We start from the raw sequence: 23,952 nt of genomic DNA on the forward strand, positions 1-23,952 counted from the left end.
TTCAGGGCTTTTTCGGTGATCATTGGAGGCGAACGTCGCCGCGCGCCGAGGAGCAGGATGTCCGGACTGGAAGCCGTCGTCGCCGCAGCGGGAAAGGCCGTGGCGGGCCGTGCCCTGCGGGAGGGGCTCGCCGTCCGGGCGGCGAGGGAGGAGCGGACCGCGGACCTCGCGACGCTGATCCGGAGCGGGTTCCCCGACCGTTTCGTCCGGCGCAGCCTCGAACGCCAACTGGCGGCCGTCGCCGACGGGGTGGAACGGCGGCTCGCGGTGCTCGTCGAGCGGGAGTACGGCGGGCTCGCCGAGAACGACCGGGCGGCGGTCCTGCACGAGGTCGTGGCGGTCCTTGAGGCCGCCGACCTCTCCGACCGGGCCGTGCTGGCCGCCGACATGGACACGATCAAGCTCGCGAAGGAGATCCGGTCCGGCCTGCCCGACCCCGCCCGGCAGCTCGGGGAGGCCGGGGCACGGCTGTACGACGTGCTGCTGGACGAGTGCCTCGACTGCCTGGTCCGGATCCTCCAGCAGCTCCCGCAGTATCTGCCCCGGGCCGCCACCGAGGTCCTCGGCCGCCTGTCGTCCGTCGAAGAGCGGATCGCCGCACTCGGGCAGCAGGTCTCCGCGGCGCTCGGCCGTCTCCCGGTCCGCTCGCTCGACGCGCCCGTCGGCACCCAGGACGACGAGGAGTTCGAACGCCGCTATCTGGAACACCTCAGCCGCACCCTCGACGAGGTCGAGTTGTTCGGCGTCCGGGTGGAGAACTACCGTCCCCGCGCGACGCTGAGTGTGGCCTACATCAGCCTGAGCGTCTCGACGCAGGGACCGGCGCGCCCCCGCGCCCCCGAGCGGATGCGCCTCGCCGGGCTGACCGGTCCCGACGCCGGCGAGACGGGCGTGGAGTACGAGCCGGCCACCCTGCGCGTCGAGAGCGCCCTCGGCCGCTCCCGGCGGACCCTGCTGCGCGGCGACGCCGGATCGGGCAAGAGCACGCTGCTGCGCTGGCTGTCGGTGACCGTGGCGCGTGGCGGCTTCTCCGGCGACCTGGCCGCGTGGAACGGTTCCGTACCGTTCGTCGTCAAGCTCCGCAGCCACCCCTCGTGCGGCCTCCCCGACCCAGAGGATTTCCTCGCCGACGTCGCGGGACCGATGGCCGGGCGGATGCCGGCCGGGTGGGTGCACCGGGTGCTCGACGCGGGCCGGGCGCTGCTGCTCGTCGACGGGGTGGACGAGCTGGCCGTACGGCACCGGCCCGCGGTCAGGAAGTGGCTGGGCGACCTGCTCGCCGCCTACCCCGGGACCCGGACCGTCGTCACCTCCCGCCCGGCGGCGGCCGACACGCGCTGGCTAGCCGAGGAGGATTTCTCGCCGGTGACGCTGGAGCCGATGACCCCGACCGACCTGCGCGAGCTCGTACGGCAGTGGCACGCGGCGATGCGCGGGTCACCGAGCCTGCCGTGCGCCCCCGAGAGACTGGACGAGTACGAGGGCGCGTTGCTCGCCCGGTTCGAGAGCAGTCCGCACCTGCAGATGCTCGCCTCGGCGCCGCTGCTCGCGGCGATGCTGTGCGCGCTGAACCTGGACCGCGGCAAGCAGTTGCCGCGCAGCCGCATGGGGCTGTACGCGGCGGCGCTGGAGCTCCTGCTGGAACGTCGCGACGCCGAGCGCGGGATCGCCGCCGAGGTCGCCCTCGAACCCGAGCAGAAGGTGCGGGTGCTGCAGGACCTGGCCTGGCAGCTCGCCGTATGGGGGCGGTCGGAGCTGTCCAAGGCCACGGCGCTGAAACGGGTCGAGGAGAAGATCCGGACCATGCCCCGGGTGGACGCGACGGCCGAGGCCGTGCTCGACCATCTGCTGCAGCGGAGCGGGGTGATCCGGGAACCGGCACCGGGCCGGGTCGACTTCGTGCACCGTACGGTGCAGGAGTATCTCGCGGCCAAGCAGGCCGCCGACGACGCCGACATGGAGCCGCTGGTCGAGCGGGCGCATCTGGACCAGTGGCGCGAGACGGTGGTGATGGCCGCCGGCCACGCCAACGCGCCCGTACGGCGGGAGCTGCTGCACGGGCTGCTCGACCGGATCGACGGGGGAGACCGGCACGGCCGCAAGCTGCGGCTGCTGGTCGCCGGCTGCCTGGAGACGATCCAGGAGTTCCCCCGCGACCTGCGCGACCGCGTCGAGGGCTGCCTCGCCACGGTGATTCCGCCCAGGAACATGGCCGAGGCGAGAGTGCTGGCGCTCGCCGGTGAGGAGGTGCTCCGCCGCCTCCCCGACGACCTGGGTGACCTGTCGGAGGCACGGGCGGCGGCGACGGTGCGGGCCTGCTGGCTGATCAACGGGGCCGAGGCATTGCGGAAACTCGCCGGATACTCGCGGGATCCCCGCCTGGACGTCCAGCGGGAGCTGGTCACCGGGTGGGAGTACTTCGGCCGGGACGAGTACGCCACCCGGGTCCTCGCGGACGCGCCTCTGCCCGGCGGGACGCTGGATGTGGACAACCCGCGCCTGCTGGGCGGCCTCCGCCACCTCGGGCACGTGCGAAATCTGTTCGTGAGCTGCCCCGTCATCGGGGACGTCCGGTTCTTCCGGTCCGCACCGCCGCTGCGCAGGCTCTCCCTGCACCACGTGGGCGACGCCGACCTCGCCGACCTGGGACTTCTGCCGGAGCTGAGGTGGCTGTACATCCAGATGACGGCACGCCGCCGGGCCGACCTCGGCTTCCTCGCCCACCTGCCCGAGCTGCGGGAACTGAGCCTGGGGAATGTCGACTTCGCGGGGAGCCTCGTTTTCCTCGACGCGCTCCCTCCGCTCGACTCGCTCGCTCTCGGCGAGGTCGACTCGGTCCGGGACTTCGGCCCGATCGCCCGGCACGCCACGCTCCGCGGCCTGTCCCTCTTCGGAGCGCGTCAGCTGAAGGACGCCGCGCTCCTGGCCGGTCTTCCCCACCTGGAGCAGATCACTCTCAGCGAGGTGGACATCCACGGTGGCCTCGCCGCTCTCGTCGAGCACAGCCGGGGGGTGCGGCGACTCCGGCTCCGGGACACGGACCGGCTCGACGACCTGGCCTCACTGGACGCCCTCGACCTCACCGTGCTGGGACTGACCCGGTGCCCGAGGGTGACCGACCTGGCGTCTCTCGCCCGTCAGCGCAACCTCGAAGCGCTGATCCTCCATGGGTCCGCCGTCGCCGATCTCGGCCCGCTGTCCGGTCTTCCGAAGCTCAGCCACCTCTCCCTCGACGGATCGCGGCAGGTGGCGGACCTGTCGCCGCTCGCGGACCTGGACTCGCTGCGGCTCCTGTACCTGCTGGGGACGGCTCCCGTGCTCGATCTGGCCCCGCTCGCGGGCAAGCGGAGACTGCAGATACTGGCCGATTCCCATCAGGAGCTGCACAACGTCCACCTGCTCCACCCGACCACGAAGGTCACGCGCGTGTAGGGCAGCCGGGGCACGGGGCTGCGGCCGTTCCCGGCGGCCCAGGCGGTTCCGGCCGCTCGCGGCCCCGGTAGGGGAGACGGTTCGCAGGCTTCGCCGGCCGGTGGTCGGAGTGGGGTCGGACGGCACGGTGTGCCCCCGGCGGGGAGACGGCTCTCAGGCTTCGGTGGCCGGGGTGCGGTGGTTCTCGGTGATCCAGGCGTCGATCCGCTCCCAGTGGTCGTAGAGCCAGCGGATCCGGCCCTCCTCGTCGCGGGGCACGTCGGCCGCGTCGACCCGCCACCAGGTGGCCCTGACCTCGGCGCGCACGGGCAGTTTGCGCCAGAGGTCGCCGAGGGTCACCAGGTCGTCCAGGCCGGTGTGGGCGACGAAGACCACGTCGGCGGCGGGGCAGGCGTCGATGGCGGCGACGGCCCCGCCGGGGTGGGGGGCGAGCAGATGGTTCAGCCGGCGGGCGCGGGCGGCCTCCTTGGCCAGGCCCTTGCGCTCCAGCCGGCGGATGGCCCGCGCCTGCCGCCGGGGAGTGAAGTTGCCCCCCTCGGGGAAGATCACCAGAGCGTCGTCGGCGTCCATGTCGGAGGCCAGCCGGCGGATCTCGGCGATGATGCCCCTCGTATCGACGTTGCGGGGCACGAAGGCGTTGGGCAGCCGGTTGGTCAGCACGTCCAGGGAGGGGTCGAGCTGCAGGGCCGCCTTCATCACGATCCTGGGGCGCCTGCCGTACACGCTGAGGAGATGGTGGACCAGCAGGACGGAGTCGCCCGGACCCGCGTGGCGGGACAGGACGATGACCGGACGGGCCAGGCGCCGGGCGAGCTCGTCCGGGACCGGCGGCGGACCGTCGACCTCGACGCGCAGGCCGAAGATCCGTTCGGCCGCCGCGTACACCTTGGCGAGGAACCACCGGATGAGGGCGTACTGCCGCTCCTCGTACTCGTCCCGGCTGAGCCGCCCGCCGAATCCGGAGGTCACCCAGATGCCGAAGCAGGCGACCAGCGCCATCGTCTCCAGCGTCAGCCACGCCACCGCGAACCAGACCAGCCGGGTGCCGCGCCGCTGCGGGGGCGGCAGGCGCAGGGAGGCCGCGGCCACCACCAGCAGCCAGACGGGGAGTGTGATCACCACGGCCACGGCGAGCACGATGACGAGCGGTGCGAGGATCAGGCGGCGCAGGAAACGTGGAGGGAGCACGGGCCTCTCCTTCCTGGACGTTGCCCGGCAGGCCCGGCCGGCGGACCCGGTGAGGTCTGCCTGCGCCGTACGGCCCGGCGGAGCTTGGGTGGGCCGGCGAGCGGTGTACGCCCTGACGGCCCGGCGGACCTGACGGCTCGGCAGGTCCCGGTGGCGGCCCGGTCTCCGGTCGGACTGGCTCAGCCGGGCGAATGCTGGGCCAGGTAGTGGGACGAAGCCTGATAGGCACGCTCTATATATCCAGATATACGCGATGAATCCCGGTAGCGCAGTTGGGAGAGATCCACTCCGGGACGGGTCTCGCCGCCGGTGGGCATGACGTGGACCTCGATGTCAGCGGGCAGCGTGGCCATCTCCTCGGCGAAACGGTGACGGCGGGCGATCTCGAAGGCGATCAGGCCGACCTCCCACGGGCGGCGCGGGGCGACCAGGGGCCGCTCGATCCGGCCGACGTGCAGGACGTAGACGCGGCGGGCGCCGAGGGCCACGGCGCGGCCGACCGGGATGCTGTGGACCAGGCCGCCGTCGAGGAAGTGGTCGTCGCCGATGCGGATGGGGGGCAGCAGCCCGGGGACGGCGCAGGAGGCGAGGACCGCGTCGACGAGGGGGCCTTCGGTGAACCAGTGGGCGGTCGCGCGCTCGATGGAGGCGGCCACGCACTGGAACGGCACGGCCAGGTCCTCGATGCGGGAGACCGGGAGCATCCCGGTCAGCAGGTCGCGCAGCGGGCTGGGGGAGTGCAGGTGGGTGCCGCTCCTGGCGAGGGTGGACAGCCGGGTCATCCACGACCCGCCGAAGGCCGTGCGGACCACGTCGGAGCTCCACAGTTCGGTCAGGGCGGTGACCGCGTCACCGGGGGCGGCCGCGAGCATGACGCCGTTCAGCGCGCCCACGGACGTACCGACGATCACGTCCGGCTTGATGCCCGCCTCGTCCAGCGCGCGCAGCATGCCCACCTCGTGCGCGCCGAGCACCCCCCCACCGCCGAGCACGAAGGCCGTATCCACGTTCATGACTTCACGATAGACCCGGTCTGCCCGGCCGCCCCCACATCGTGGAGATCGTCAAGTCTCGATCTTTCTCGTTCTTTGCGGCAGATTGCAAGGCACCATCCCCGCCGCCGTGGAGGCCCGAATGATCCGTAAAGTCGGAGAGCACGCGATCGTCCTCGGGGCCGGGATCAGCGGCCTGCTCGCCGCCCGGGTGCTGACGGACTTCTACGGCCGGGTGACCCTCGTCGAACGCGACGCGCTGGGGGTGGGCCTCCCCCGCAAGGGGGTGCCGCAGGGCTTCCACGCGCACGCCCTGCTCCCGCGCGGCCTGCAGATCCTGGAGGAGCTGTTCCCCGGCCTCACCGGGGAACTGGTCGCCGGGGGCGCCATGCCGTACGAGATGATCGTGCAGCTTCGGATGATCATGGGGGGTCACGAGTTCGCGCGGATGCCGACCGGCGAGAAGGGGGTGTCGGCGACCCGGCCGTTCCTGGAGAGTCATGTCCTGCGCAGGGTGCGCGACCTGCCGGGTCTGGTGACGGCGGACCGCAGCCAGGTCACCGGGATCCTGACCGGGGAGGGCGCGGTCACCGGAGCGCGGATCGCCGACGAGGACGGTGAGCGGGAGCTGCCCGCCGACCTCGTCGTCGACGCGATGGGCCGGGGCGGCCGGACCCTCGCCTGGCTGGAGTCCATGGGGCTCGACCGGCCGGAGGAGGAGACCGTCAAGGTCGAGGTGGCCTACGCCACCTGGTATCTCAGGCTCGCCGAGGGCGCCCTGGGGGAGGATCGCATGGTCCTCGTGGGCACCTACCGGGGTCAGCCCAAGGGGGCCGCGCTCTGCGCGGTGGAGGGCGACCGCTGGCTGGTGACGCTGGGCGGCAACGCGGGGGTGCGCCCGCCGACCGATCCGGAGGGGTTCTTCGGCTGGATCGACGAGGTGGCACCCGCCGACGTGGCCGCCGCGGTCCGCGCGGCCGAACCTCTCGGCGAGATCGGCACGGCCAGGATCCCGACCAGCGTGCGCCGCCGGTACGAACGGCTGAGCCGCTTCCCCGAGGGACTGCTCGTCACCGGGGACGCGATCTGCAACTTCAACCCGATCTACGGCCAGGGCATGTCGGTCGGCGCGCTGGACGCGCTCGCACTCCGTGACTGCCTGCGTGAGGGCACCCGTGACCTCGCCCACCGTTACTTCGCGGCGGTCGCCAGGGCCCTGGACCCCGCCTGGCAACTCTCCACCGGCGCCGACTTGGCCTTGCGCGAGGCCGAGGGGGCGCGGCCCCTGCAGGTCCGGGCGCTCAACGCCTACATCCGCAGGCTGCAGCGGGTCGCCGCGCGCGATCCGCGGGTCGCGGTCGCCTTCAGCCGGGTGAGCGGCCTGCTCGACCCGCCCTCGGCGCTGATGCGGCCGGCCGTGGTGTGGCGGGCCATGCGGGGCTGACCCCCGGCCACGTCGCGGTGCCGTACCGCGTGCGGCGGTGCGTACGGCGGGCCGTGTAGCCGTACGGCCGTGCACGGCCGCGTGGCGGGTCATACCGCGTACCGCGGCCGCGTACGGCCGGGCCACCCGGTCGTGCGGGCCGTGCGGCGGCGCCGTGCGGCCGGAGATCGGGCGGTGGGCTCCGGATACGGGCAACGAACGGGCGGCCAACTGTCCGACTCCGGTAATGGCCGGGGCAGGGACGGGCGGGCACCATCGACGGCATGACAGCGGTAGTGGAGACCGAGGGACTTACCAAGTTCTACGGTAGGCGCCGGGGACTCGAGGATCTCAACCTCGTGATCCATCCCGGAGAGGTGTTCGGGTACCTCGGCCCGAACGGTGCGGGGAAGACGACCACGATCAGGTTGCTCCTCGACGTGATCAGGCCGACCGCCGGCCGGGTGACCGTGCTCGGCGTCGACCCGCGCGACGCGAGGGTGCGCAGCCGGATCGGCTACCTGCCCGGGGAGCTGACCCTGGAGGGCAGGGAGAAGGCGAAGGACTATCTCGCCTTCCTGGGCGGGATGCGCGGCGGCGTGCCCAGGGAGCGGATCACCAGGCTGGCCGAACGGCTGGAAGCCGACCTGTCGGTGCCCATGGGCAAGCTCTCCAAGGGCAACAAGCAGAAGGTGGGCCTGATCCAGGCCTTCATGCACGAGCCGGAGTTCCTGATCCTGGACGAGCCGACCAGCGGCCTGGACCCGCTGGTGCAGCAGGAGTTCCTGGCGATGGTCCGGGAGGTCCGCGCCTCGGGCCGGACCGTGCTGATGTCCTCACACGTGCTCGCCGAGGTGGAGGACGTCTCCGACCGGGTGGGGATCGTCCGCGCCGGACGGCTGGTGGCGGTGGAGGACATCGCCGCGCTGCGGGAGAAGGCGGTGCGGCTGGTGGAGTTCCACTTCGACGCGCCGGTGCCCCGCGAGGCGTTCGAGAACCTCCCGGGCGTGCGGGACCTGCGGGTGGAGGGCGCGAGCGTCCGCTGTACGATCGACGGCCGTCCCGACGCGCTGGTGAAGGCGGCGGCGCGGTTCACGGTGGTGCACATGGTCAGCGCCGATCCCGATCTTGAGGAGATCTTCCTCACCTACTACAGCGAGGAGGGGGAGCGCCATGCCCGTACTGGTGTCTAAGAGCCTGCGGGACTACCGGAGGGCGCTGGTGGGCTGGGCCATCGGCATCACCGCGTTCTGCGGGATGTACCTGTCGTTCTATCCCAGCATGACCAGGAACCCCGAGGTGTACGGCCAGGCCGCGCTGGCCAAGTTCCCCGGTGCCATGCGCGACCTGATGGGAGGTATGGAGGACTTCACCAGCGGAGTGGGCTATCTGCACAGCGTGGTCTACCAGCTGTTCGGGCCGATGCTGTTCGTCGTCTGCGCCGCGATCCTCGGCAACCGGGCCCTCGCGCAGCCGGAGGAGTCCGGCACGCTGGAACTGACCCTCACGCTGCCGATCGACCGCAGGCGGCTGGTCTTCGAGCGCTTCGCCGCCCTCGCCCTCGGCCTGCTGGGCCTGGCGGTGGTGACGTTCCTCGTGGTGTGGGCGCTGACGGCCGCCGTCGGGCTGAACGTGGCGCCCGACCGGATCCTCGCCGGTCACACCGGGATCCTCCTGCTCGGTCTGTTCTTCGGCACGCTGGCCCTCACGGTGGGCGCCGCGGCGGGGCGCAGGAACATCGCCATGGCCGTGGTGGGGGTGGCCGTGGTGGGCGGCTACGTCATCGAGACCCTGGGCAGGGACGTGGACGCGATCGCCTGGCTCCGGTGGGTCTCGCCGTTCCACTACTACCTCGACGGCAGGCCTCTCCACCAGGGCTTCCCCACCGGTGATTACCTGATTCTCGCGGGAGCGACGGTGGTGCTGCTGCTGACCGCGATCCTCGCCTTCGATCGGCGTGACGTAGGAGTCTGATGGACGAGGTCCCGGGGGTGCCCGCCGACCTGCTCGGCGGGCACCTCCGTGTGCTGAAGGCCGCCGCCGCGACCGGGTGGCTGCCCGACCGTGACGCGCTGGACGACTACCGCGCCGCCGGCACCCGGGCCGCCGAGTCGGGCGTGCCGCTGCGCGCCCTCGTCGAGGCCGCCCTGCTCATGGCCGAATCCGTGGCCCCGGTCCCGCTCCCCGCGCTCAGACGGACGGTCTCGGCCCTGATGGAGGGCTACGAGAACGCCCAGCGGCTGGCCCTGCGCCAGGAGGAGACCGCGCGCCGGGAGTTCGTCGACGACCTGCTCCAGGGCCGGGCCGACCGGCTCGCCGAACGGGCCGAGCACTTCGGCCTCCGGCTGGCCGAGGCCTACGTGGTCGCGGTCGCCCGCCCCTCGGGCCCGCCGGGCGACGGCGACACGACGGCCCGGCGGATCGAGGAGGCGATGGTCTCCCGGTTCGGCTCGCACAACGTGCTGGTCGCGGTCCGCGACGGCGGGCTGGTGTGCGTCGTGCCGGGCAGCCTCACCGTCGCGACGGGGGAGTTCACCCACCACGTGAGGCAGCTGTTCGCGCCCGGCTGGCGGGTCGGGCTGGGGCGGCCCCACCGGGGGCCCGGTGGGGTGGTCACCTCCTACCGGGAGGCCGCCGGCGCCATCGAGCTCGGTGACCGGCTGGGCCTGCGGGCCTCCGTGCTCAAGGCCGCCGACCTGCTGGTCTTCCCGGTGCTCCTGCGGGACAGGGCGGCGATCGAGGATCTGGTGACGACCGTGCTCAGCCCGTTGCTGGAGACCCGGGGCGGACCGGAGTCGCTGCTCGGCACGCTGGAGGCCGTCTTCGCCTCCCAGGGCAACCAGACCGCCGCCGCGCGCAGGCTCGGCGTCAGCACCCGGGCGGTGACCTACCGGCTGGAGCGGATCCGCCGCCTCACCGGATTCTCACCCGACGACCCCACCCAGCGGTTCACCCTGGAGACCGCGGTGCTGGGCGCCCGGCTGCTGGACTGGCCCGCCCACCCGCTGTCCTGATCATCCGCCTGGGTGGATCGTCTGACGATCGGCCCGGGCCGGGGCCGCCTTGTCCGCTGCCCGGTCATTCAGCGAGACGGCTCTGCTCGCCACTCCGGCGGCCCAGCTCGGGTTCACGGTCCTGAAGATCAGCCCACCGCCGTACGCGGGGGTGGCGGCTCAGGGGATGAGCAGGAGCTTGCCCGTGGTCCGGCGCGCCTCCAGGTCCTCGTGGGCGCGGGCGGCCTCGGCCAGGGGGTAGCGGTGTGAGATGTGCACCTTGAGCTGTCCCGAGGCGACCCAGTTGAAGAGGTCGGAGGCCCGCCAGGTCAGCTCGTCGCGGGTGGCGATGTAGTGGACGAGGGTGGGCCGGGTCAGGAAGAGGGAGCCGCCCTTGTTGAGGACCTGCGGGTCGACGGGCGGGACCGGGCCGCTGGCCTGGCCGTACAGGGCCATCATGCCGCGCGGGCGCAGGGCGGCGAGGCTGCCCTCGAAGGTGGCGGCGCCCACGCCGTCGTAGACCACGTGCACGCCGGAGCCGGCCAGTTCGTGGACCGCCTCGGCGAAGCCGCCGTAGCGGATCACCTCGTCGGCGCCCGCCTGCCGGGCCAGCTGCTCCTTCTCCTCGGTGGAGACCGTGCCGATCACCCGGGCGCCGCGCAGCTTGGCGATCTGGGTGAGCAGCAGGCCCATGCCTCCGGCCGCGGCGTGCACCAGCACGTCGTCGCCCGGTTTCACCTCGTAGGTGGAATGGGTCAGGTAGTGCGCGGTCATCCCCTGGAGCATCAGGGCCGCCGCGGTGTCCGCCGTGACACCGTCGGGCACGGCGACCAGGTGGGACGCGGGCACCACGGCTTTCTCCGCGTAGCTGCCCATCACGTTCGCCCAGGCCACCGTGGATCCCACGGAGATCCCCCGCACGTCCTCGCCGACCGCGGCGACGGTGCCCGCCCCCTCGTTGCCGGGGACGAAGGGGAGGGAGAGCGGGTAGCGGCCCATCCGCTGGTAGACGTCGACGAAGTTCACCCCGCCGGCCGCGATGTCGACCAGCACCTCACCGGGGTTCAGTTCGGGATCCGGATGGTCGGTGTAGACGAGGACCTCGGGACCGCCGGTGGCGGAGACGACTATGGCGCGCATCGTGCTGGACTCCTTCGCTCAGTCGGGTGCTTCGATCTTCCCCAACCTCGCGGCGGTCACTCGCTGTTCCCGGTCGGCGGGTCGCGTTCTCGGTTCAGGGATTCGTGGAGGCCGCGCCGTCAAGCGCGCCATGCAGGGTGAAGTTGTCGAAGGACGCCCTGAGCTGGGATCTGCCGTTCTCGCCGACCCGGGCGAGCAGGCCGACCTCGCCCGGGGGCAGCGGGCCGGTGTCCAGCACCGACTGAACCTGCTCGCCGTTGACCCACATGGTCAGCTGCACGCCGTCAGGAGTGCCGGAGCACTCGGCCTGCAGGCGGGCGGGCTCGCCCTTGGGCAGATCGATCTGGACGGCCTTGGTGAGCTCCCCTCCGGCGTTCTTCACGCTCTTGCGGATGCGGGCGCCGCCGGAGGTGTCGAGCAGGAACTCGTAGCGGGTCGCGTCATAGGCGTCCTCGCCCCGGCAGAACAGCCCGTACTCGCCCAGGCCGCTGCTGCCGTCCCGGATCCCGACATCGACGCCGAGCAGCAGCCGTCCCGGTATGACCGGGGTGGGGCTGGCCGTGGGGTCGGGGGTGGCGGGCGGAGCGGTCAGGAAGGGGATCGGCGCCTTCTGCCGCACGACGGGATCGTCACCGTCCACGTCGACGGCGTAGTAACCCTCGGGGGCGTAGCCCTGGGGGCCGCTCCCGTCGTAGATGCCGCCGCTCCAGCCGCTCCGGCTCTGGGTGAAGTCGTCCTGGTACATCGAGGAGAGGCCTTCCGGCGGGCCGGGAGGAGACAGCGCGAGGTAGAGGGCGAGGGCGCCGCCCACCGTGACCAGGCCGGCCACCGCCGCTCCGGCGATCAGTTTCCTCCTCCGTGCCGACCGTCCGGCGAGTCCGGCCGCGAAGGAGGCTCCCAGACCCGGACCGGTGTGCTGCCCCGCAGCCAGGGCCTCCGCCCACGAGCCGGTCCCGTGGACCGTGGGCGGGCTCTGCTGCCAGACGGTCTGGACCGAGTGGGCGGTCTGCTCGGGGGCGGCGGAACGGCCGACGAGATGGTCTAGGAGCTGCTGGGAGGTGGGCCGGTTCCGAGGGTCCTTGGCGATGGCGTAGGTGACCAGCTCGCGCAGAGCGGGCTCCAGGTTCTCCAGGGAGGGCTCGGTGTTCATCACCTGGTACACCACCGAGGCCAGCGCCTCCCCGCCGAACGGCGGCCTGCCGCTCGCGGCGAAGGCGATGAGGCAGCCCCAGGAGAACACGTCGCACGCGGGGGAGACCGGCTCGCCGCGCAGGACCTCGGGTGCCATGTAGCGGGGCGTGCCGACGACCTCCCCGGTGCCGGTGATCCCGCTGAGCGTGTCCAGCGCGCGGGCGATGCCGAAGTCGATCACCCGGGGGCCGAACGGGGAGAGCAGCACGTTGGACGGCTTGAGGTCGCGGTGCACGACCCCGGCGGCGTGGATGGCGGTGAGGGCGGTCGCCACACCGACCGCCAGCGCGTCGAGGCTGGAGCCGCGGAGCGGCCCCCCCGACTGCACGGCCTCCTCAAGGTTGGGCCCGGTGACGTATTCGGTGACGACGTAGAGCTGGTCCCCGTCGAGCGCTGCCTCGATGACGGCGGCGGTGCAGAACCGGCGGACCCGCTGGGCGGCGTCCGCCTCCCGGCGAAAACGCATCCTGAACTGGTCGTGCTGGCTGTACTCCGGATTGATCACCTTGATGGCGACCCGCTGCCCCTCCGGGGAGTCGCCGAGGTAGACCGTGCCCATCCCGCCCCGGCCCAGCCTGCTCAGCACGCGGTATCGCCCGATTTGCACGGGATCATCCGAAGTGAGGTCGTCCACCGTCTTACCTAACCGCATATACCGTCACATGATGAAGTGGCTCAGCTTACCGAGATCTTCCCCGCCGTCAGCAGCCGCAACAGTGTGAGATTCACTTTCTCACGGCTGCCGACGGTCAGCACGCCGTACGGCGCCGCCGCATCGCCCGCCACCGCCGCCATCCGGCGGCCCGCGGTGCGGCAGGGGCGGGTCACCATCACTCGCGAGGACCGTCCGGTCGAGTGGTCCGACGGCCACTGCCGCGCGGGTGGCGTGATCTTCGGGATCCGCGACTCCGTGGACGCCGGTCCATCGGTGCGGCGGGTGGGGGACTTGCGCCCGACTCCGTGAGAACTGGACGCCGGTCTATTGGTGCGGCGGGTGGGGGACTTGCGCCCGACCCTGTGAGAACGTATGTTCGATACGCAGAGCCCGTCTTCCCCCGGGTGCCCAATTGAAGGCCACGGGAGAGAAGCAGGTTTTGAGCAGACTTTACGGGGATCCGATCCAGGTGTGGACCCAGGAGGGCCGGCCGGTCCAGTTCCTCTGGCGCGACCGGTTGCACGCCGTCCGGCGGGTGCTGGACCACTGGGTCGTCGCGCGGGAGGGGTGGAAGCTCTCCGAGACCGATCCGGGGGAGCGCCGGTTCTGGCGGGTCGAGGCCGACCCCGGCACCTACGAGCTCCGTTTCGACACCGCCGGTGAGGGCTGGCTGCTGATGAGGGCGTGGGACTGACGCCCCGGCCGTGCCGGTGCCCGCGTGGTCAGCGCCCGATGTGCGGAGCCTGCTGCGCGGGGACCTGCCTGGTGAGAAGCTGCGGGACACTTTGCGGCGCGGCCGGGTCGGCCCACGGAGTGACCGGATCCTCCTGCGCCGGGCGTGGGTAGCGGGTGCCCGCGGTCTGGATCCGGGTGATCTGCCGGACGGTCGCCGCGCACAACAGGGCGGAGACCGCGACGGCGGCCAGTTCGAGCAGACCGAGGCCGGTCAGGCTGGCCTCCCCCGGAACGCTGTCGAGCGACAGCCGTACGGGGACCAGGACGAGCGCGGCCAGCCAGCTCAGCCACCAGGCGGCGAGCAGCGCCACCCAGCGGCCATGACGGTCGGCGGGCGGACGTGAGGCCCACCAGAGGCGATACATCAGCAGCGGCGGGGCGACCAGGTTGACCCCCGGCACGAGCCATGCGGCCAGGGCCGGCGCCGTCCGCACCCGGGGGTCGGCGTTCTGGCGGGCCTGGACCAGCCAGGTGAGATAGGCCGCGACGGCCGCCACCGTGGTCACGGCGACGAGCATGATCAGGACGGCGAAGAGGGTGACCGCGCCGACGACGGCCTGCGCACCGGGGGCGTGGGGGTCGCCTCCGAGCGTCGAGATCTCCTGGGCCAGCCGGCGGCCGCGGGCCTGTTCGAAGACCGTCAACGCGGCAGCGGCCGTCACCTGGCCGGAAAGGGTCAGATAGACGGTCGCAACGGACTTTTGCAGAGATGGGATGAAGCGCATGTGTGTCTCCCCCCGGCATGCGCTGAAGGACTTGCCCTTTTTCTATCCCGTCCGCTCCTCCGCTAATCCGCTCCCCGGACTCGGCGGTTCAGCTCACCACGCCCGACTCCCAGGCCCATGCCGCGATCTCCACCCGGTTCCTGGCGCCGAGTTTCGCCTGGATGCTCCCCAGGTGCGTCTTGACCGTGGACAGTGAGACGAACAGCTCCGCGGCGACCTCCTGGTTGGTCCGGCCTCTGGCCACCAGGCGGACGACGTCCAGTTCGCGCTCGGTGAGCGGATCGGCGAGCGGCCGGCCGGCGCCGACCCGGGGGTGGGCCAGCTGTTCGAGCAGGCGCACGGTCACCGACGGCGACACCAGTGCGTCCCCGGCGGCGGCGGCCCGGATCGCCTCGATCAGCAGTGCCGGACCGCTGTCCTTGAGCAGGAACCCGGTCGCGCCCGCGCGCAGCGCGCCGTAGACGTACTCGTCGAGGTCGAAGGTCGTGACGATGACCACCCGCAGCGGATCGGCCACGCCCGGACCGGCCAGGAGCCGGGTGACCTCAAGGCCGTCCAGCTTGGGCATCCGGATGTCGAGCAGGCACACGTCGGGCCGGAGCCTCCGAGCGTGTTCGACCGCCTCGGCACCGTTCCCGGCGGTCGCCACGACCTCCATGTCCTCCTGGGCATCCAGGATCATCCGGAAACCGGTCCGGACCAGCTCCTGGTCGTCAGCGATGAGCACCCGAATCGTCACCTGACGGATTCTGCCAGCTCGTCATGGTTCTCGGACTTTCGGACGATACCGGCCCCGATCAATCGGACGGTCGGCCGATCTGCCGGACCGCTCCCGCGCGGGAGGGTCGGCGGCATGAGCGTTGTTCTTGAAGGAGCCGGCCTGGTCAAGCGGTTCGGTCCGACCGTGGCGCTGGGCGGCGTCGGCCTGGCCGTCCACGCCGGCGAGGCCGTGGCGATCATGGGGCCGAGCGGGTCGGGCAAGTCGACCCTGCTGCACTGCCTCGCCGGGATCATGAAGCCGGACGCGGGTGAGGTGAACCTGCTCGGTGGGCGCGTCGACACGATGGGGGAACGGGAGCGCAGCGCCCTGCGCCGCAGCCGGTTCGGGTTCGTCTTCCAGTTCGGCCAGCTCCTGCCGGAGCTTCCGGCCGAGGAGAACGTCGCGCTGCCCCTGATGCTCGGCAAGGTGTCCCGGGCCGACGCCGTACGGCGGGCCCGCGAATGGTTCGGCCCGCTCGGCCTCGGCGGCATGGAGGGACGCCGGCCCGGGGAGCTCTCCGGCGGCCAGGCGCAGCGGGTGGCGATCGCCCGCGCGCTGGTCACCCGACCGGCGGTGATCTTCGCCGACGAGCCGACCGGCGCGCTCGACCAGAGCACCGGCCACGACACGATGCGCCTGCTGGTGGAGGCCACCAAGCACAACGGCGCCTCGCTGGTGGTCGTCACCCACGACGTGGAGGTGGCCCGCTGGTGTGACCGGGTGGTCGAGGTCCGCGACGGTCAGATCATCCCCGCCGGGTACGGCGAGCCGCCGCCTCCCGGCCGCGACGCCGCGCGGCCGCCGGCCGCCCCCCTCCTTCCCGGTGCGCTGAGGGCTCCCGGTACTCCCGGGATGACGGGATGAGCGGGCTGATGGGTCTGACCTGGCGGCTGCTGCGCGGCGGGGGCCGCCGTGGCCTGCTGGGGGCGGCGCTGACCGTGATCGCGGTGGCGGTCTCCACCGCCTTGCTGCTCTTCGCCGTGACGGCCAACTTCGCCTTCCAGGGCCGGGCCGACCGGGAGGCGTGGCGCAACCCGGTCGGGGCCACCGGGAAGGCCGTGGCGATCGAAGCCGTGCACACGGACTACGTACGCGACCAGACGATCACGGTGGTGGACCTGGCGGCGCTGGAGCCGGGGGCGCCCCCGCCCCCGGGACTGGCCCGCTTCCCCGCCCCGGGTGAGGTCTGGTTCTCTCCCGGGCTGGCCGAGCTCGCCGGAAGGCTCCCGGCCGACCAGCTCGCCGCCCGGTTCCCCGCGAAGGTCGGCGGGACGGTCGGCGACGAGGCGCTGGTCCACCCCGGCGAGCTGGTCGCGGTCCGCGGGCAGCGGCCGGACTCCCGGCCGATGACCGGGTCGGACGGCAGAATCGCCGGTACCACCGCGCCCGCCGGTGCCGCCGTCCCACCGACGAAGATCTCCGATTTCACCGGGGAGCCGACGGGCACGGCGGCGGCGTACCAGGCGCTGGGGCTGGTCGCGAGTGTTCTCATGGTCGTGCCGCTGCTGGTGTTCGGCGGCGCGGCGGCCAGGCTCACCGTGGCCCGCCGGGACCAGCGCCTGGCCGCGCTCCGGCTGGTGGGCGCGACCCCCGGCCAGGTGGTCACGATGACCGTCACGGAGGCGGTGATCACCGCGTTCGGCGGCGCGGTGCTCGGCACCGTGCTCTACGGCCTGTCGATCCCGCTGATCACCGGGATCGAGATCGCCGGTGGCACCTGGTTCGTCTCCGACGCGTGGCCCGGGGTGCTCCCCGTACTCGCCGCCCTGGTGGCCGTGCCGCTGCTCGTCGGCCTGTCGGCGGTGATCGGCCTGCGCCGGGTCGTGGTCAGCCCGCTCGGCGTCGCCAGACGGGAGACGCCTCCGGCGATGCGCTTCGTCAGGGTCGTCGCGCTGCTGGCGATCCTCGCCGTGGTGCCCTCGCTCGGCGTGGGCGCCGGAGCCGGGATGATCGCCGTCGTCCTGGGCCTCGCCTTCCTGGCCGTCAACCTGGTGGGCCCGTGGGTGGTCGCCCTGATCGGCCGGATCACCGCGCGTACGGCCCGCCGCCCGGCCCGCCTGCTGGCCGGGCGGCGCCTGATGGACGATCCGAGGGCCGCCTGGCGGACCGTGAGCGGCGTCGCCATGACCGGGTTCGTGGCCGGGTTCATCGGTTTCCTCAGCCCGGACAGCGGTCTGTTCGGCGCCGCGAACGCCACCGACCTGCACCTGTCCGTCCCCTCGTCCCAGGTGGCCGCGGCGACCACCGAGGCCCGTGAGCGCCTGTCCTCGGCGGGGATCCTCGCCGGCGTCGATGTCCGCGGCGACGGGAGGACCAGGGTGCTCACCGCCTCACTCCAGGAGCGCGACACGGAGACGGTCGACCGGGCCCGCACCGCGCTCGACGGCCTCGTGCCGGGGCACGCCGCCACCTCGGCCGCGGACGAGGAGCGGTCGAACCGGCTCCTCGGCGACATCGGCACCGGGACGGTCACCGTGCTCGCGGTCTCGTTCCTGGTCGCCATCGCCAGCGCCGGGATCACCGCGGCCTCCTCGATCCTGGACCGCAGGCAGACCTACGCCCTGCTCCGCCTGGCGGGGACCCCGCTGGAGGTGCTGAACAGGGCCCGGCGCGCCGAGACGCTGATCCCGCTGACGGTCATGGGCGGCGGTGCCATCGCGATCGGGGTGTTCTGCGCGCTGCCGTTCGCGTACTCCGTGATGAACCTCACCGGCGTGATCACTCTGCTCGGCTGCGTGGTGCTCGGTTTCGCCGGGGTGATCGGGGCCGGTGCGGCGAGTGCCCCGCTGCTGCGTTCCGTCACGACCGACCCCGCCCCCCGCCCGGACTAGCGATGCCCCGCCAGGCCGCGGGGGACCTCGGCTCCGCACCGGCCGGGACGCAGGACGCCGAAGAGGACGGCATAGTTGTGGTCCGTCCGCTCAACGGCGCGAGAAGAACGCACCGAGCGATTGCCGGCCGCCGGTCTTCCGCAGTGGCTGCGGGGCATGACAGGCCGTGCTCCCGGCGGGCGGGCAGGGCGGTTCCTGCGGGCATTCCGCGTCGTTCGTCCCGGGTGGAAGGGCACCGGCGGCCGCGAGGAGCGCGGTGGCCTCGACCTTGATCTCGCTGACGACGGCGATGCCCGCCAGCGTGGACCCGGGCCCGACGGGGGCGTCGACACCGTCCACCACACACAGTGCGTCGGGCTCCGGAACGCAGAGGTCGATCACGATGTCCGCGTGGTCGCGCAGCCGGACGCCGGAAGCGTCCCGGCTCCGGCCGGTCCCGGCTTCGGCCGGGCTGATCGCGGCGATCACCGGAAGGCCCCGCTCGCGCGCGAGCGCCGCCAACTCGGCCGGCAGGGTGGACTCGCCGGCGCCGCACACCATGATCGTGTCGGTGTCGCGCAGCCTGAGACCGGCCCAGATCTCCGCAGCCGATCCCCCGGACGGCCCCGCGGACATGACCGTGCGATGGGTGGCGGTGTTCATCGCCCGGGAGCAGGAGACCCCCGGCGGCGTGGCCACCGGCCGGGCGGCCGGGGGCTCGTCGCGGTCGGGGAACATCTCCTCGAACCGTCCGTGCGGGTGTCCGGCGGCGAAGACGTGCACCGAACCGCCGCGCGCGACCGTCTCGGCACACAGTCGGGCCGCCGCGGCGACGGCCGCCGACTGCGTGCGTTCGATCTCCTCGAGCAGCCAGATCGCTTGCTGAATCCAGTCCATGATCGACCTTTCATCGGTGGTGCGGAGAGGTGTCAGTGGATGCGCTCGCCGGCCATCCACGTCCCGCGGTGTTGCACCAGACGGTGTGGTGGTCGTACGCGCGCAGCACCGCTGTCGAGATCGGCGAGGCGGCCACCTCGCCGTAGCGCCTGCTTCCCCAGGGCTGTGACACGGCCGCCGGAGACGGCCGGCACGTCGGTGGTCACGGTCCCGGTCCAGCTCGTGCCATTGGCGAACAGCAGGTCAGACATGAACGGGCTCTTCCAGGTCGGTGCCGGTGAGTACGGCGTAGCGGGCGGGGTCGCGGCGGTGGATCCGCGCGGCGAGCACCACGCCGATGCCGAACACCAGCGGGATGGGCGCGACGAGCAGCACGTTGACGGCCGTTGCGGCGTTGGTCAGCAGGGTGAAGTCGGCCAGGACGAGGCAGATGATCGCGATGAGGAGAAGGAATGCGGCGGCGGGCATCACCACCACCCGTGCGGCGCCGTACCCCCTGCGGTCGCCGCGGAAGAAGGCCACGACGGACAGTGCCGTCAATGCCTGCAACGCCATGACACCGACGATCCCGGTGCCGTTGGTCCATAGGAAGATCACGGTGTAGGGGTCGGATCCGATGATGATCCCGGTCATGATGACGATCAGAGTGAGGGCGCACTGCAGAGCCACCGCCGCGGCGGGCGAGCCCTGCCGGGGGGAGATCCTGGCGAGCGGGCGCGGCAGGACGCCTTCGCGGCCGAGGACGTAGAAGTAGCGTGTCGAGGCGTTGTGGAAGGCCAGGGCGGCGGCGAAACAGCTGGTCACGATCAGCAGGTGCATGACGTCGGCCGCCCATCTGCCCGCGAAGTCCGCGGTGGAGGCGAACACCATGTCCGCGCCGCCGGCGCCGCTCGCGACCGAGACGGCTCTGCCGGCGCCGACGGCATTGATGATCATCCAGACGGTGAAGGTGTAGAAGATCGCGAGGAAGGCGACGGCGGCGTAGGTGGCACGGGGTACGGTGCGCTGCGGGTCGCGGGCCTCTTCGGCGTAGATGGCCGTGGCCTCGAACCCGATGAAGGCTCCGATGGACAGGACGAACATGCCGCCCGCACCGCCGGAGAGGAGTCCCGCCGGGTTGAACGACTGTCCGGACAACGGGGCCCCGTCGGCCAGGACCGCCGCCTCGAAGACGAGCAGGATCAGCACTTCCAGGGCCAGGGCGATGCCGAGCACCTTGGCGCTCAAGGCGATCTTCAGGTAGCCGAGCACACCGACGACGGCCACGCAGAGCAGAGTCCAGACCTGCCACGGCACGCTGAGATGGAAGACGTCGGCTGCCGTGGAGGCGGCGAAGACGCCGAAGACGGCCGTCAGGCCGATGCCGATGAGGTTGTAGGAGATGACGGCCACATAGGCCGCGCCGAGTCCGGCCGGCCGGCCGAGGCCCCGGCCGACGTAGGCGTAGAAGGCGCCGGCGTTGCGCACGTGCCCGCTCATCGCGGTGAATCCGGCGGCGAACAGCCCCACGACCACGCCTGACAGCAGATAGCCGAGTGGGGCGGCGATCCCGCCGATGCTGATCGCCAGCGGGGCGACTCCGGCCATCACGGTGAGAGGCGCCGCGGCCGCCACGACGAGGAAGGTCAGGTCGGCGGTGCCGATCGCGTTGCGGGCCAAGCTCCGGCTCTCACCCATGGACACTCCTAAACTAATTGCGTTAGTTTGTTCTCATGAACGTAGTGCCGAGTTCGGACCGGAAAAATCCCATAAGGGTAAAATCTGGAGGTAGGGGGTTTGAGTGGGCAGGCCTCGCCAGTCCCTCCTGAGCCGGGAGCGCATCTTCGCCGAGGCGTTGGCCCTGGTGGATGAGAAAGGCGCCGACGCGCTGAGCATGGCGAGGCTGGCCGGGCGGCTGGGCGTCCAGGCCGCCTCCCTCTACAACCACGTGACGGGGCGCGACGAGATCGTCGAAGGCATCCGGTGGCTGGTCGTCTCCGAGATGGACATCGCGGTCCTCGGCGGTGGCCCGTGGCAGGAGTCGCTCGCCACCTGGGCCAGGTCCTACATGGCCGCCCTGGCCCGGCATCCCAACACGGCCAAGCTGCTGGCCACGACGACGATCCGGACACCCTTGTCGCTGGAGATGTACGAACGGGTGGTGATCCTGCTGGAAGACGCGGGCTGGCCGAGGGACCAGGTGGTCTCCGTGTTCACGGTGATCGAGTCGTTCGCGATCGGTTCCGCCCTCGACCTGGTCGCGCCCAGCATCATGATCGATCCGGCCGAGCAGAGCAACTCCGTGCCCCGACTGGCCGCGGCGCTCAAGGGGGACCGCCCCGACCGGGCCAAGGAGACCTTCGAGCTGGGTCTGACCGCTCTGCTCAGCGGTCTGGTGGTGCTCCGCCGGGAAACCGTCCGCGACGGGGCCGGGCCCCTCGGTGCCCCGCCCGCCGACGGCTCGCACCAGGGCCGGTAGGGGCGGCGGGGCCGCACCGGGGCGGGAGCCGCTCCGGGTCAGCCCAGGACGAGGTCGCGGACCGTCCGCAGGGAGGCCTCGTCGCGCGGCCCCATCACCAGCAGGCTGGTGACCGGGCTCTTGCGCCACGGCTCCAGACGCTCGCGGATCCGGTCCACCGGGCCCACCAGCGAGATGCCGTCGGCCAGTTCGTCCGGGATCGCGTTGAACGCCTCGTCCCTGCGCCCGGCCAGATAGAGCGCCTGGATCTCCTGGGCCGCCTCGGCGTATCCCATCCTGCCGATGATGTCGGCGTGGAAGTTGCGGCTCTTGGCGCCCATGCCGCCGATGTAGAGCGTCAGCATCATCTTCACCCCGTCCAGCGCGCCCCGGACGTCATCGGTGATCATCACCATGACCATGGCGGCGATGTCGAAGCCGTGCCTGACGCCGGCCAGCGACGGGCCGTACATCTGCTCGACCTTCTCCGGGAGCGCGAAGAGCGGCAACCAGCCGTCGGCGATCTCGCCGGCGAGCGCCACGTTCCGGGGGCCTTCGGCGCCGAGGTAGAGCGGGATCTCCGCGCGCAGCGGGTGGGTGATCAGCTTCAACGGCTTGCCGAGGTTCGCGCCGCCCGGGTAGGGGAGGGGGTAGTGACCGCCGTCGCTGGTCACCGGCTCCTCACGGCGCCAGACCTTGCGCATGATCTCGACGTACTCGCGGGTCCGGGCGAGCGGGCCGGGGAACGGCATGCCGTACCAGCCCTCGACCACCTGCGGTCCGGAGGCGCCGATGCCCAGGAGCAGTCGTCCGCCGGTCAGATGGTCGAGGGTCATCGCGGTCATCGCGGTCGCGGCCGGCGTCCTGGCCGAGATCTGCGCCACGGAGGTGCCCAGTTTGATGCGGGAGGTGCGTGCGCCGTACCAGGTCAGTGGGGTGAAGGCGTCGCTGCCGTAGGCCTCCGCGGTCCAGACGGAGTCGTAGCCCAGCCGTTCCGCGGCCTGGACGGTCTCGGTGGCGTCGTCGGCGTTCCGCTGCCAGTAACCGAGGTTCAGGCCGAGCTTCAGGTCAGTGCTCACAGGGGGCCTCCAGACGGATGAACGCACCTTGATTAGAACACGTTCTACCTTGGCCGGTCGAGAGGGAGGTGTCGATATTCGGGCTTCTGGGAAACGAGCCTTTGTGCTCAATGCTGTCCGCAAATCCCTGTGTCTGCTGTTGCTGGCTGTTTTCGCGGCTTCGGGGGTGGCTCCCGCCGTTGCGCAGGACGTCGAACGCCCGAACATCGTGTTCATCCTCGTCGACGATCTGGAGGCCGGCGATTTAAGTAAATTTCCAAATATATGGAACCAAATAGCCCTGCAAGGCACCAGCTTCGAGCAGTTCTTCGTGTCGAACTCCTGGTGCTGCCCCTCGCGTTCGTCGATCCTGCGTTCCCAGTACGTACACAGCCATGGCGTACTGACCAACACGGCACCCGAGGGAGGGTTCACAAAGTTCCATAATTCCGATTTGGAACGTTCTACCCTTGGCACATGGATGAAGTCGGCCGGCTATCGCACCGGACTGATGGGCAAATATCTGAATCACTATCCCGGAGGGGCCGCCGGCGCCACGTATGTGCCGCCGGGCTGGGACGAGTGGGACGTTCCGGTCCGCCAGCTCTACAACGAGTACGGCTACACGCTCAATGAGAACGGACTGCTGCGCGCCCACGGCTACGAGCCGGAGGACTATCTGGAGGACGTGCTCAGCCAGAAGGCCGGCGCGTTCGTCTCCCAGGCGAGCACCGAGCCGTTCTTCCTCTATCTCGCCCCGATCGCCCCGCACAACCCGGCCAACTACGCGCCCCGGCACGCCGGGGCCTTCGCCGACGAGTTCGCCCCCCGGCCCCCGTCCTTCGACCAGCCGGACGTGAGCGGCGAGCCCCGCTGGCTGAGCTCGCGCCCGAGGTTCACCCCCCGGACGGTCCAGAAGATCGACGAGCGCTACCGTCGCCGGCTCCGGGCCATGCTCGGCGTGGACGACATGGTCGGCGCCCTGATGGAGACGCTGCGGGTGACGGGGAAACTGGAGAACACCTACATATTCTTCAGCTCCGATAACGGGTTCCATCTGGGTCAGCACCGCCTCGCCCAGGGCAAGACGACCCCGTTTGACGAGTCGATCAAAGTGCCCCTCGTGGTCCGCGGGCCGGGGATCAAGCCGCTCGGCGTCGTCAGCGAGATGGGCGCCAACGTCGATCTCTCCCCGACCTTCGCCCAGCTCGCCGGGGTCCGGCTGCCCGACTTCACCGAGGGCCGGTCCCTGCTCCCGCTCCTGCGTGGCCGGCCGCCCTCCCCCTGGCGGCAGAACGTCCTGCTGGAGTTCTACCGGCCGACCAGCGAGGAGTCGGGCCGGCAGACGCCGGTCCCCGCCTACCAGGGCATGCGCACCTCCCAGCACACCTTCGTCCGCTACTCGACCGGTGAGTACCAGCTCTACGACCTCACCAGGGACCCGTACCAGCTGTACAACCTCGCGGCCACGGTCGCGCCCGCCGTGATCGCCCAGTTCGAGCAGCAGCTCGACGCC

General features: G+C 71.7%; 20 protein-coding genes and 1 pseudogene. 11 read left to right on the forward strand and 10 right to left on the reverse strand.

Going from position 1 to position 23,952, the window contains the following annotated elements:
- Window positions 1–57: 57 nt before the first annotated feature.
- Complete coding sequence (locus OHA77_RS31245) at window positions 58–3,432, forward strand: NACHT domain-containing protein (protein ID WP_406312956.1); 3,375 nt, start codon at window positions 58–60, stop codon at window positions 3,430–3,432.
- Window positions 3,433–3,585: 153 nt separating this feature from the next.
- Here OHA77_RS31245 and OHA77_RS31250 read toward each other — a convergent pair whose 3' ends face one another.
- Together OHA77_RS31250 and OHA77_RS31255 are read right to left on the reverse strand one after the other, a co-directional pair.
- Window positions 3,586–4,620 carry a 1-acyl-sn-glycerol-3-phosphate acyltransferase gene (locus OHA77_RS31250; protein WP_326824613.1) on the reverse strand — a complete coding sequence of 345 codons (1,035 nt, stop codon included), beginning with the start codon at window positions 4,618–4,620 and terminating at the stop codon, window positions 3,586–3,588.
- A 179-nt stretch (window positions 4,621–4,799) separates the two neighbouring features.
- A complete protein-coding gene (locus OHA77_RS31255; protein ID WP_406312957.1) occupies window positions 4,800–5,633 on the reverse strand; it encodes a patatin-like phospholipase family protein in 834 nt (277 codons plus the stop codon).
- Between the two features lie 121 nt (window positions 5,634–5,754).
- Between OHA77_RS31255 and OHA77_RS31260 the strand changes: the two genes are divergently transcribed.
- From OHA77_RS31260 to OHA77_RS31275, 4 genes are all read left to right on the forward strand, one after another.
- Entirely contained in the window at window positions 5,755–7,056 is a 1,302-nt protein-coding gene (locus tag OHA77_RS31260) for an FAD-dependent oxidoreductase (protein WP_406312958.1), read from the forward strand.
- Between the two features lie 263 nt (window positions 7,057–7,319).
- Complete coding sequence (locus OHA77_RS31265; RefSeq protein ID WP_406312959.1) at window positions 7,320–8,228, forward strand: ABC transporter ATP-binding protein; 909 nt, start codon at window positions 7,320–7,322, stop codon at window positions 8,226–8,228.
- On the forward strand, window positions 8,209–9,009 hold the full coding sequence (locus OHA77_RS31270) for an ABC transporter permease subunit (protein ID WP_406312960.1): 801 nt from the start codon (window positions 8,209–8,211) through the stop codon (window positions 9,007–9,009). Before OHA77_RS31265 ends, OHA77_RS31270 begins: the two co-directional genes overlap by 20 nt.
- On the forward strand, window positions 9,009–10,049 hold the full coding sequence (locus OHA77_RS31275) for a PucR family transcriptional regulator (RefSeq protein WP_406312961.1): 1,041 nt from the start codon (window positions 9,009–9,011) through the stop codon (window positions 10,047–10,049). Before OHA77_RS31270 ends, OHA77_RS31275 begins: the two co-directional genes overlap by 1 nt.
- Window positions 10,050–10,208: 159 nt before the next feature.
- Here the strand turns inward: OHA77_RS31275 and OHA77_RS31280 are convergent, their stop codons facing one another.
- Both OHA77_RS31280 and OHA77_RS31285 read right to left on the reverse strand, forming a co-directional pair.
- A complete protein-coding gene (locus tag OHA77_RS31280) occupies window positions 10,209–11,168 on the reverse strand; it encodes a quinone oxidoreductase family protein (protein ID WP_406312962.1) in 960 nt (319 codons plus the stop codon).
- Window positions 11,169–11,262: 94 nt separating this feature from the next.
- Window positions 11,263–12,966 carry a serine/threonine-protein kinase gene (locus OHA77_RS31285; RefSeq protein WP_406312963.1) on the reverse strand — a complete coding sequence of 568 codons (1,704 nt, stop codon included), beginning with the start codon at window positions 12,964–12,966 and terminating at the stop codon, window positions 11,263–11,265.
- Between the two features lie 63 nt (window positions 12,967–13,029).
- On the opposite strand from OHA77_RS31285, the gene OHA77_RS31290 reads away from it, so the two are divergent.
- Both OHA77_RS31290 and OHA77_RS31295 read left to right on the forward strand, forming a co-directional pair.
- Window positions 13,030–13,323, forward strand: a complete 294-nt coding sequence (locus OHA77_RS31290) for a hypothetical protein (RefSeq protein WP_406312964.1) — start codon at window positions 13,030–13,032, stop codon at window positions 13,321–13,323.
- Window positions 13,324–13,453: 130 nt separating this feature from the next.
- A complete protein-coding gene (locus tag OHA77_RS31295) occupies window positions 13,454–13,708 on the forward strand; it encodes a DUF6504 family protein (protein WP_326824603.1) in 255 nt (84 codons plus the stop codon).
- A gap of 28 nt (window positions 13,709–13,736) precedes the next feature.
- Here OHA77_RS31295 and OHA77_RS31300 read toward each other — a convergent pair whose 3' ends face one another.
- Window positions 13,737–14,474, reverse strand: coding sequence for a DUF4328 domain-containing protein (locus OHA77_RS31300; RefSeq protein WP_406312965.1), 738 nt, complete (start codon window positions 14,472–14,474; stop codon window positions 13,737–13,739).
- Window positions 14,475–14,562: 88 nt separating this feature from the next.
- On the reverse strand, window positions 14,563–15,213 hold the full coding sequence (locus OHA77_RS31305; protein ID WP_406312966.1) for a response regulator: 651 nt from the start codon (window positions 15,211–15,213) through the stop codon (window positions 14,563–14,565).
- A 114-nt stretch (window positions 15,214–15,327) separates the two neighbouring features.
- Between OHA77_RS31305 and OHA77_RS31310 the strand changes: the two genes are divergently transcribed.
- Both OHA77_RS31310 and OHA77_RS31315 read left to right on the forward strand, forming a co-directional pair.
- Window positions 15,328–16,098 (forward strand): ABC transporter ATP-binding protein, encoded by a 771-nt coding sequence (locus OHA77_RS31310; protein WP_406312968.1) that lies wholly within the window; start codon window positions 15,328–15,330, stop codon window positions 16,096–16,098.
- Window positions 16,095–18,065: an FtsX-like permease family protein gene (locus tag OHA77_RS31315; protein WP_406312969.1), complete on the forward strand. Its 1,971-nt coding sequence runs from the start codon at window positions 16,095–16,097 to the stop codon at window positions 18,063–18,065. The genes OHA77_RS31310 and OHA77_RS31315 overlap by 4 nt, the downstream gene beginning before the upstream one ends.
- Before the next feature lie 90 nt (window positions 18,066–18,155).
- Here OHA77_RS31315 and OHA77_RS31320 read toward each other — a convergent pair whose 3' ends face one another.
- Genes OHA77_RS31320 through OHA77_RS31330 form a run of 3 tightly spaced genes read right to left on the reverse strand, consistent with a single transcriptional unit; the run spans window position 18,156 to window position 20,618 of the window.
- Window positions 18,156–18,941: a sugar isomerase domain-containing protein gene (locus tag OHA77_RS31320; protein ID WP_406312970.1), complete on the reverse strand. Its 786-nt coding sequence runs from the start codon at window positions 18,939–18,941 to the stop codon at window positions 18,156–18,158.
- Between the two features lie 32 nt (window positions 18,942–18,973).
- Window positions 18,974–19,192 (reverse strand): hypothetical protein, encoded by a 219-nt coding sequence (locus OHA77_RS31325; protein ID WP_406312971.1) that lies wholly within the window; start codon window positions 19,190–19,192, stop codon window positions 18,974–18,976.
- Window positions 19,185–20,618, reverse strand: coding sequence for an APC family permease (locus OHA77_RS31330; protein WP_406312972.1), 1,434 nt, complete (start codon window positions 20,616–20,618; stop codon window positions 19,185–19,187). Before OHA77_RS31330 ends, OHA77_RS31325 begins: the two co-directional genes overlap by 8 nt.
- Window positions 20,619–20,721: 103 nt before the next feature.
- On the opposite strand from OHA77_RS31330, the gene OHA77_RS31335 reads away from it, so the two are divergent.
- On the forward strand, window positions 20,722–21,399 hold the full coding sequence (locus OHA77_RS31335; RefSeq protein ID WP_406312973.1) for a TetR/AcrR family transcriptional regulator C-terminal domain-containing protein: 678 nt from the start codon (window positions 20,722–20,724) through the stop codon (window positions 21,397–21,399).
- Between the two features lie 38 nt (window positions 21,400–21,437).
- Here OHA77_RS31335 and OHA77_RS31340 read toward each other — a convergent pair whose 3' ends face one another.
- Complete coding sequence (locus tag OHA77_RS31340; RefSeq protein ID WP_406312974.1) at window positions 21,438–22,457, reverse strand: LLM class F420-dependent oxidoreductase; 1,020 nt, start codon at window positions 22,455–22,457, stop codon at window positions 21,438–21,440.
- Between the two features lie 208 nt (window positions 22,458–22,665).
- Between OHA77_RS31340 and OHA77_RS31345 the strand changes: the two are divergent.
- Window positions 22,666–23,895, forward strand: a pseudogene (locus OHA77_RS31345) (sulfatase); the annotation flags it as partial.
- Between the last annotated feature and the right edge of the window lie 57 nt (window positions 23,896–23,952).

It is taken from the genome of Streptosporangium sp. NBC_01639, from assembly GCF_045209755.1.
Classification (GTDB): domain Bacteria; phylum Actinomycetota; class Actinomycetes; order Streptosporangiales; family Streptosporangiaceae; genus Streptosporangium.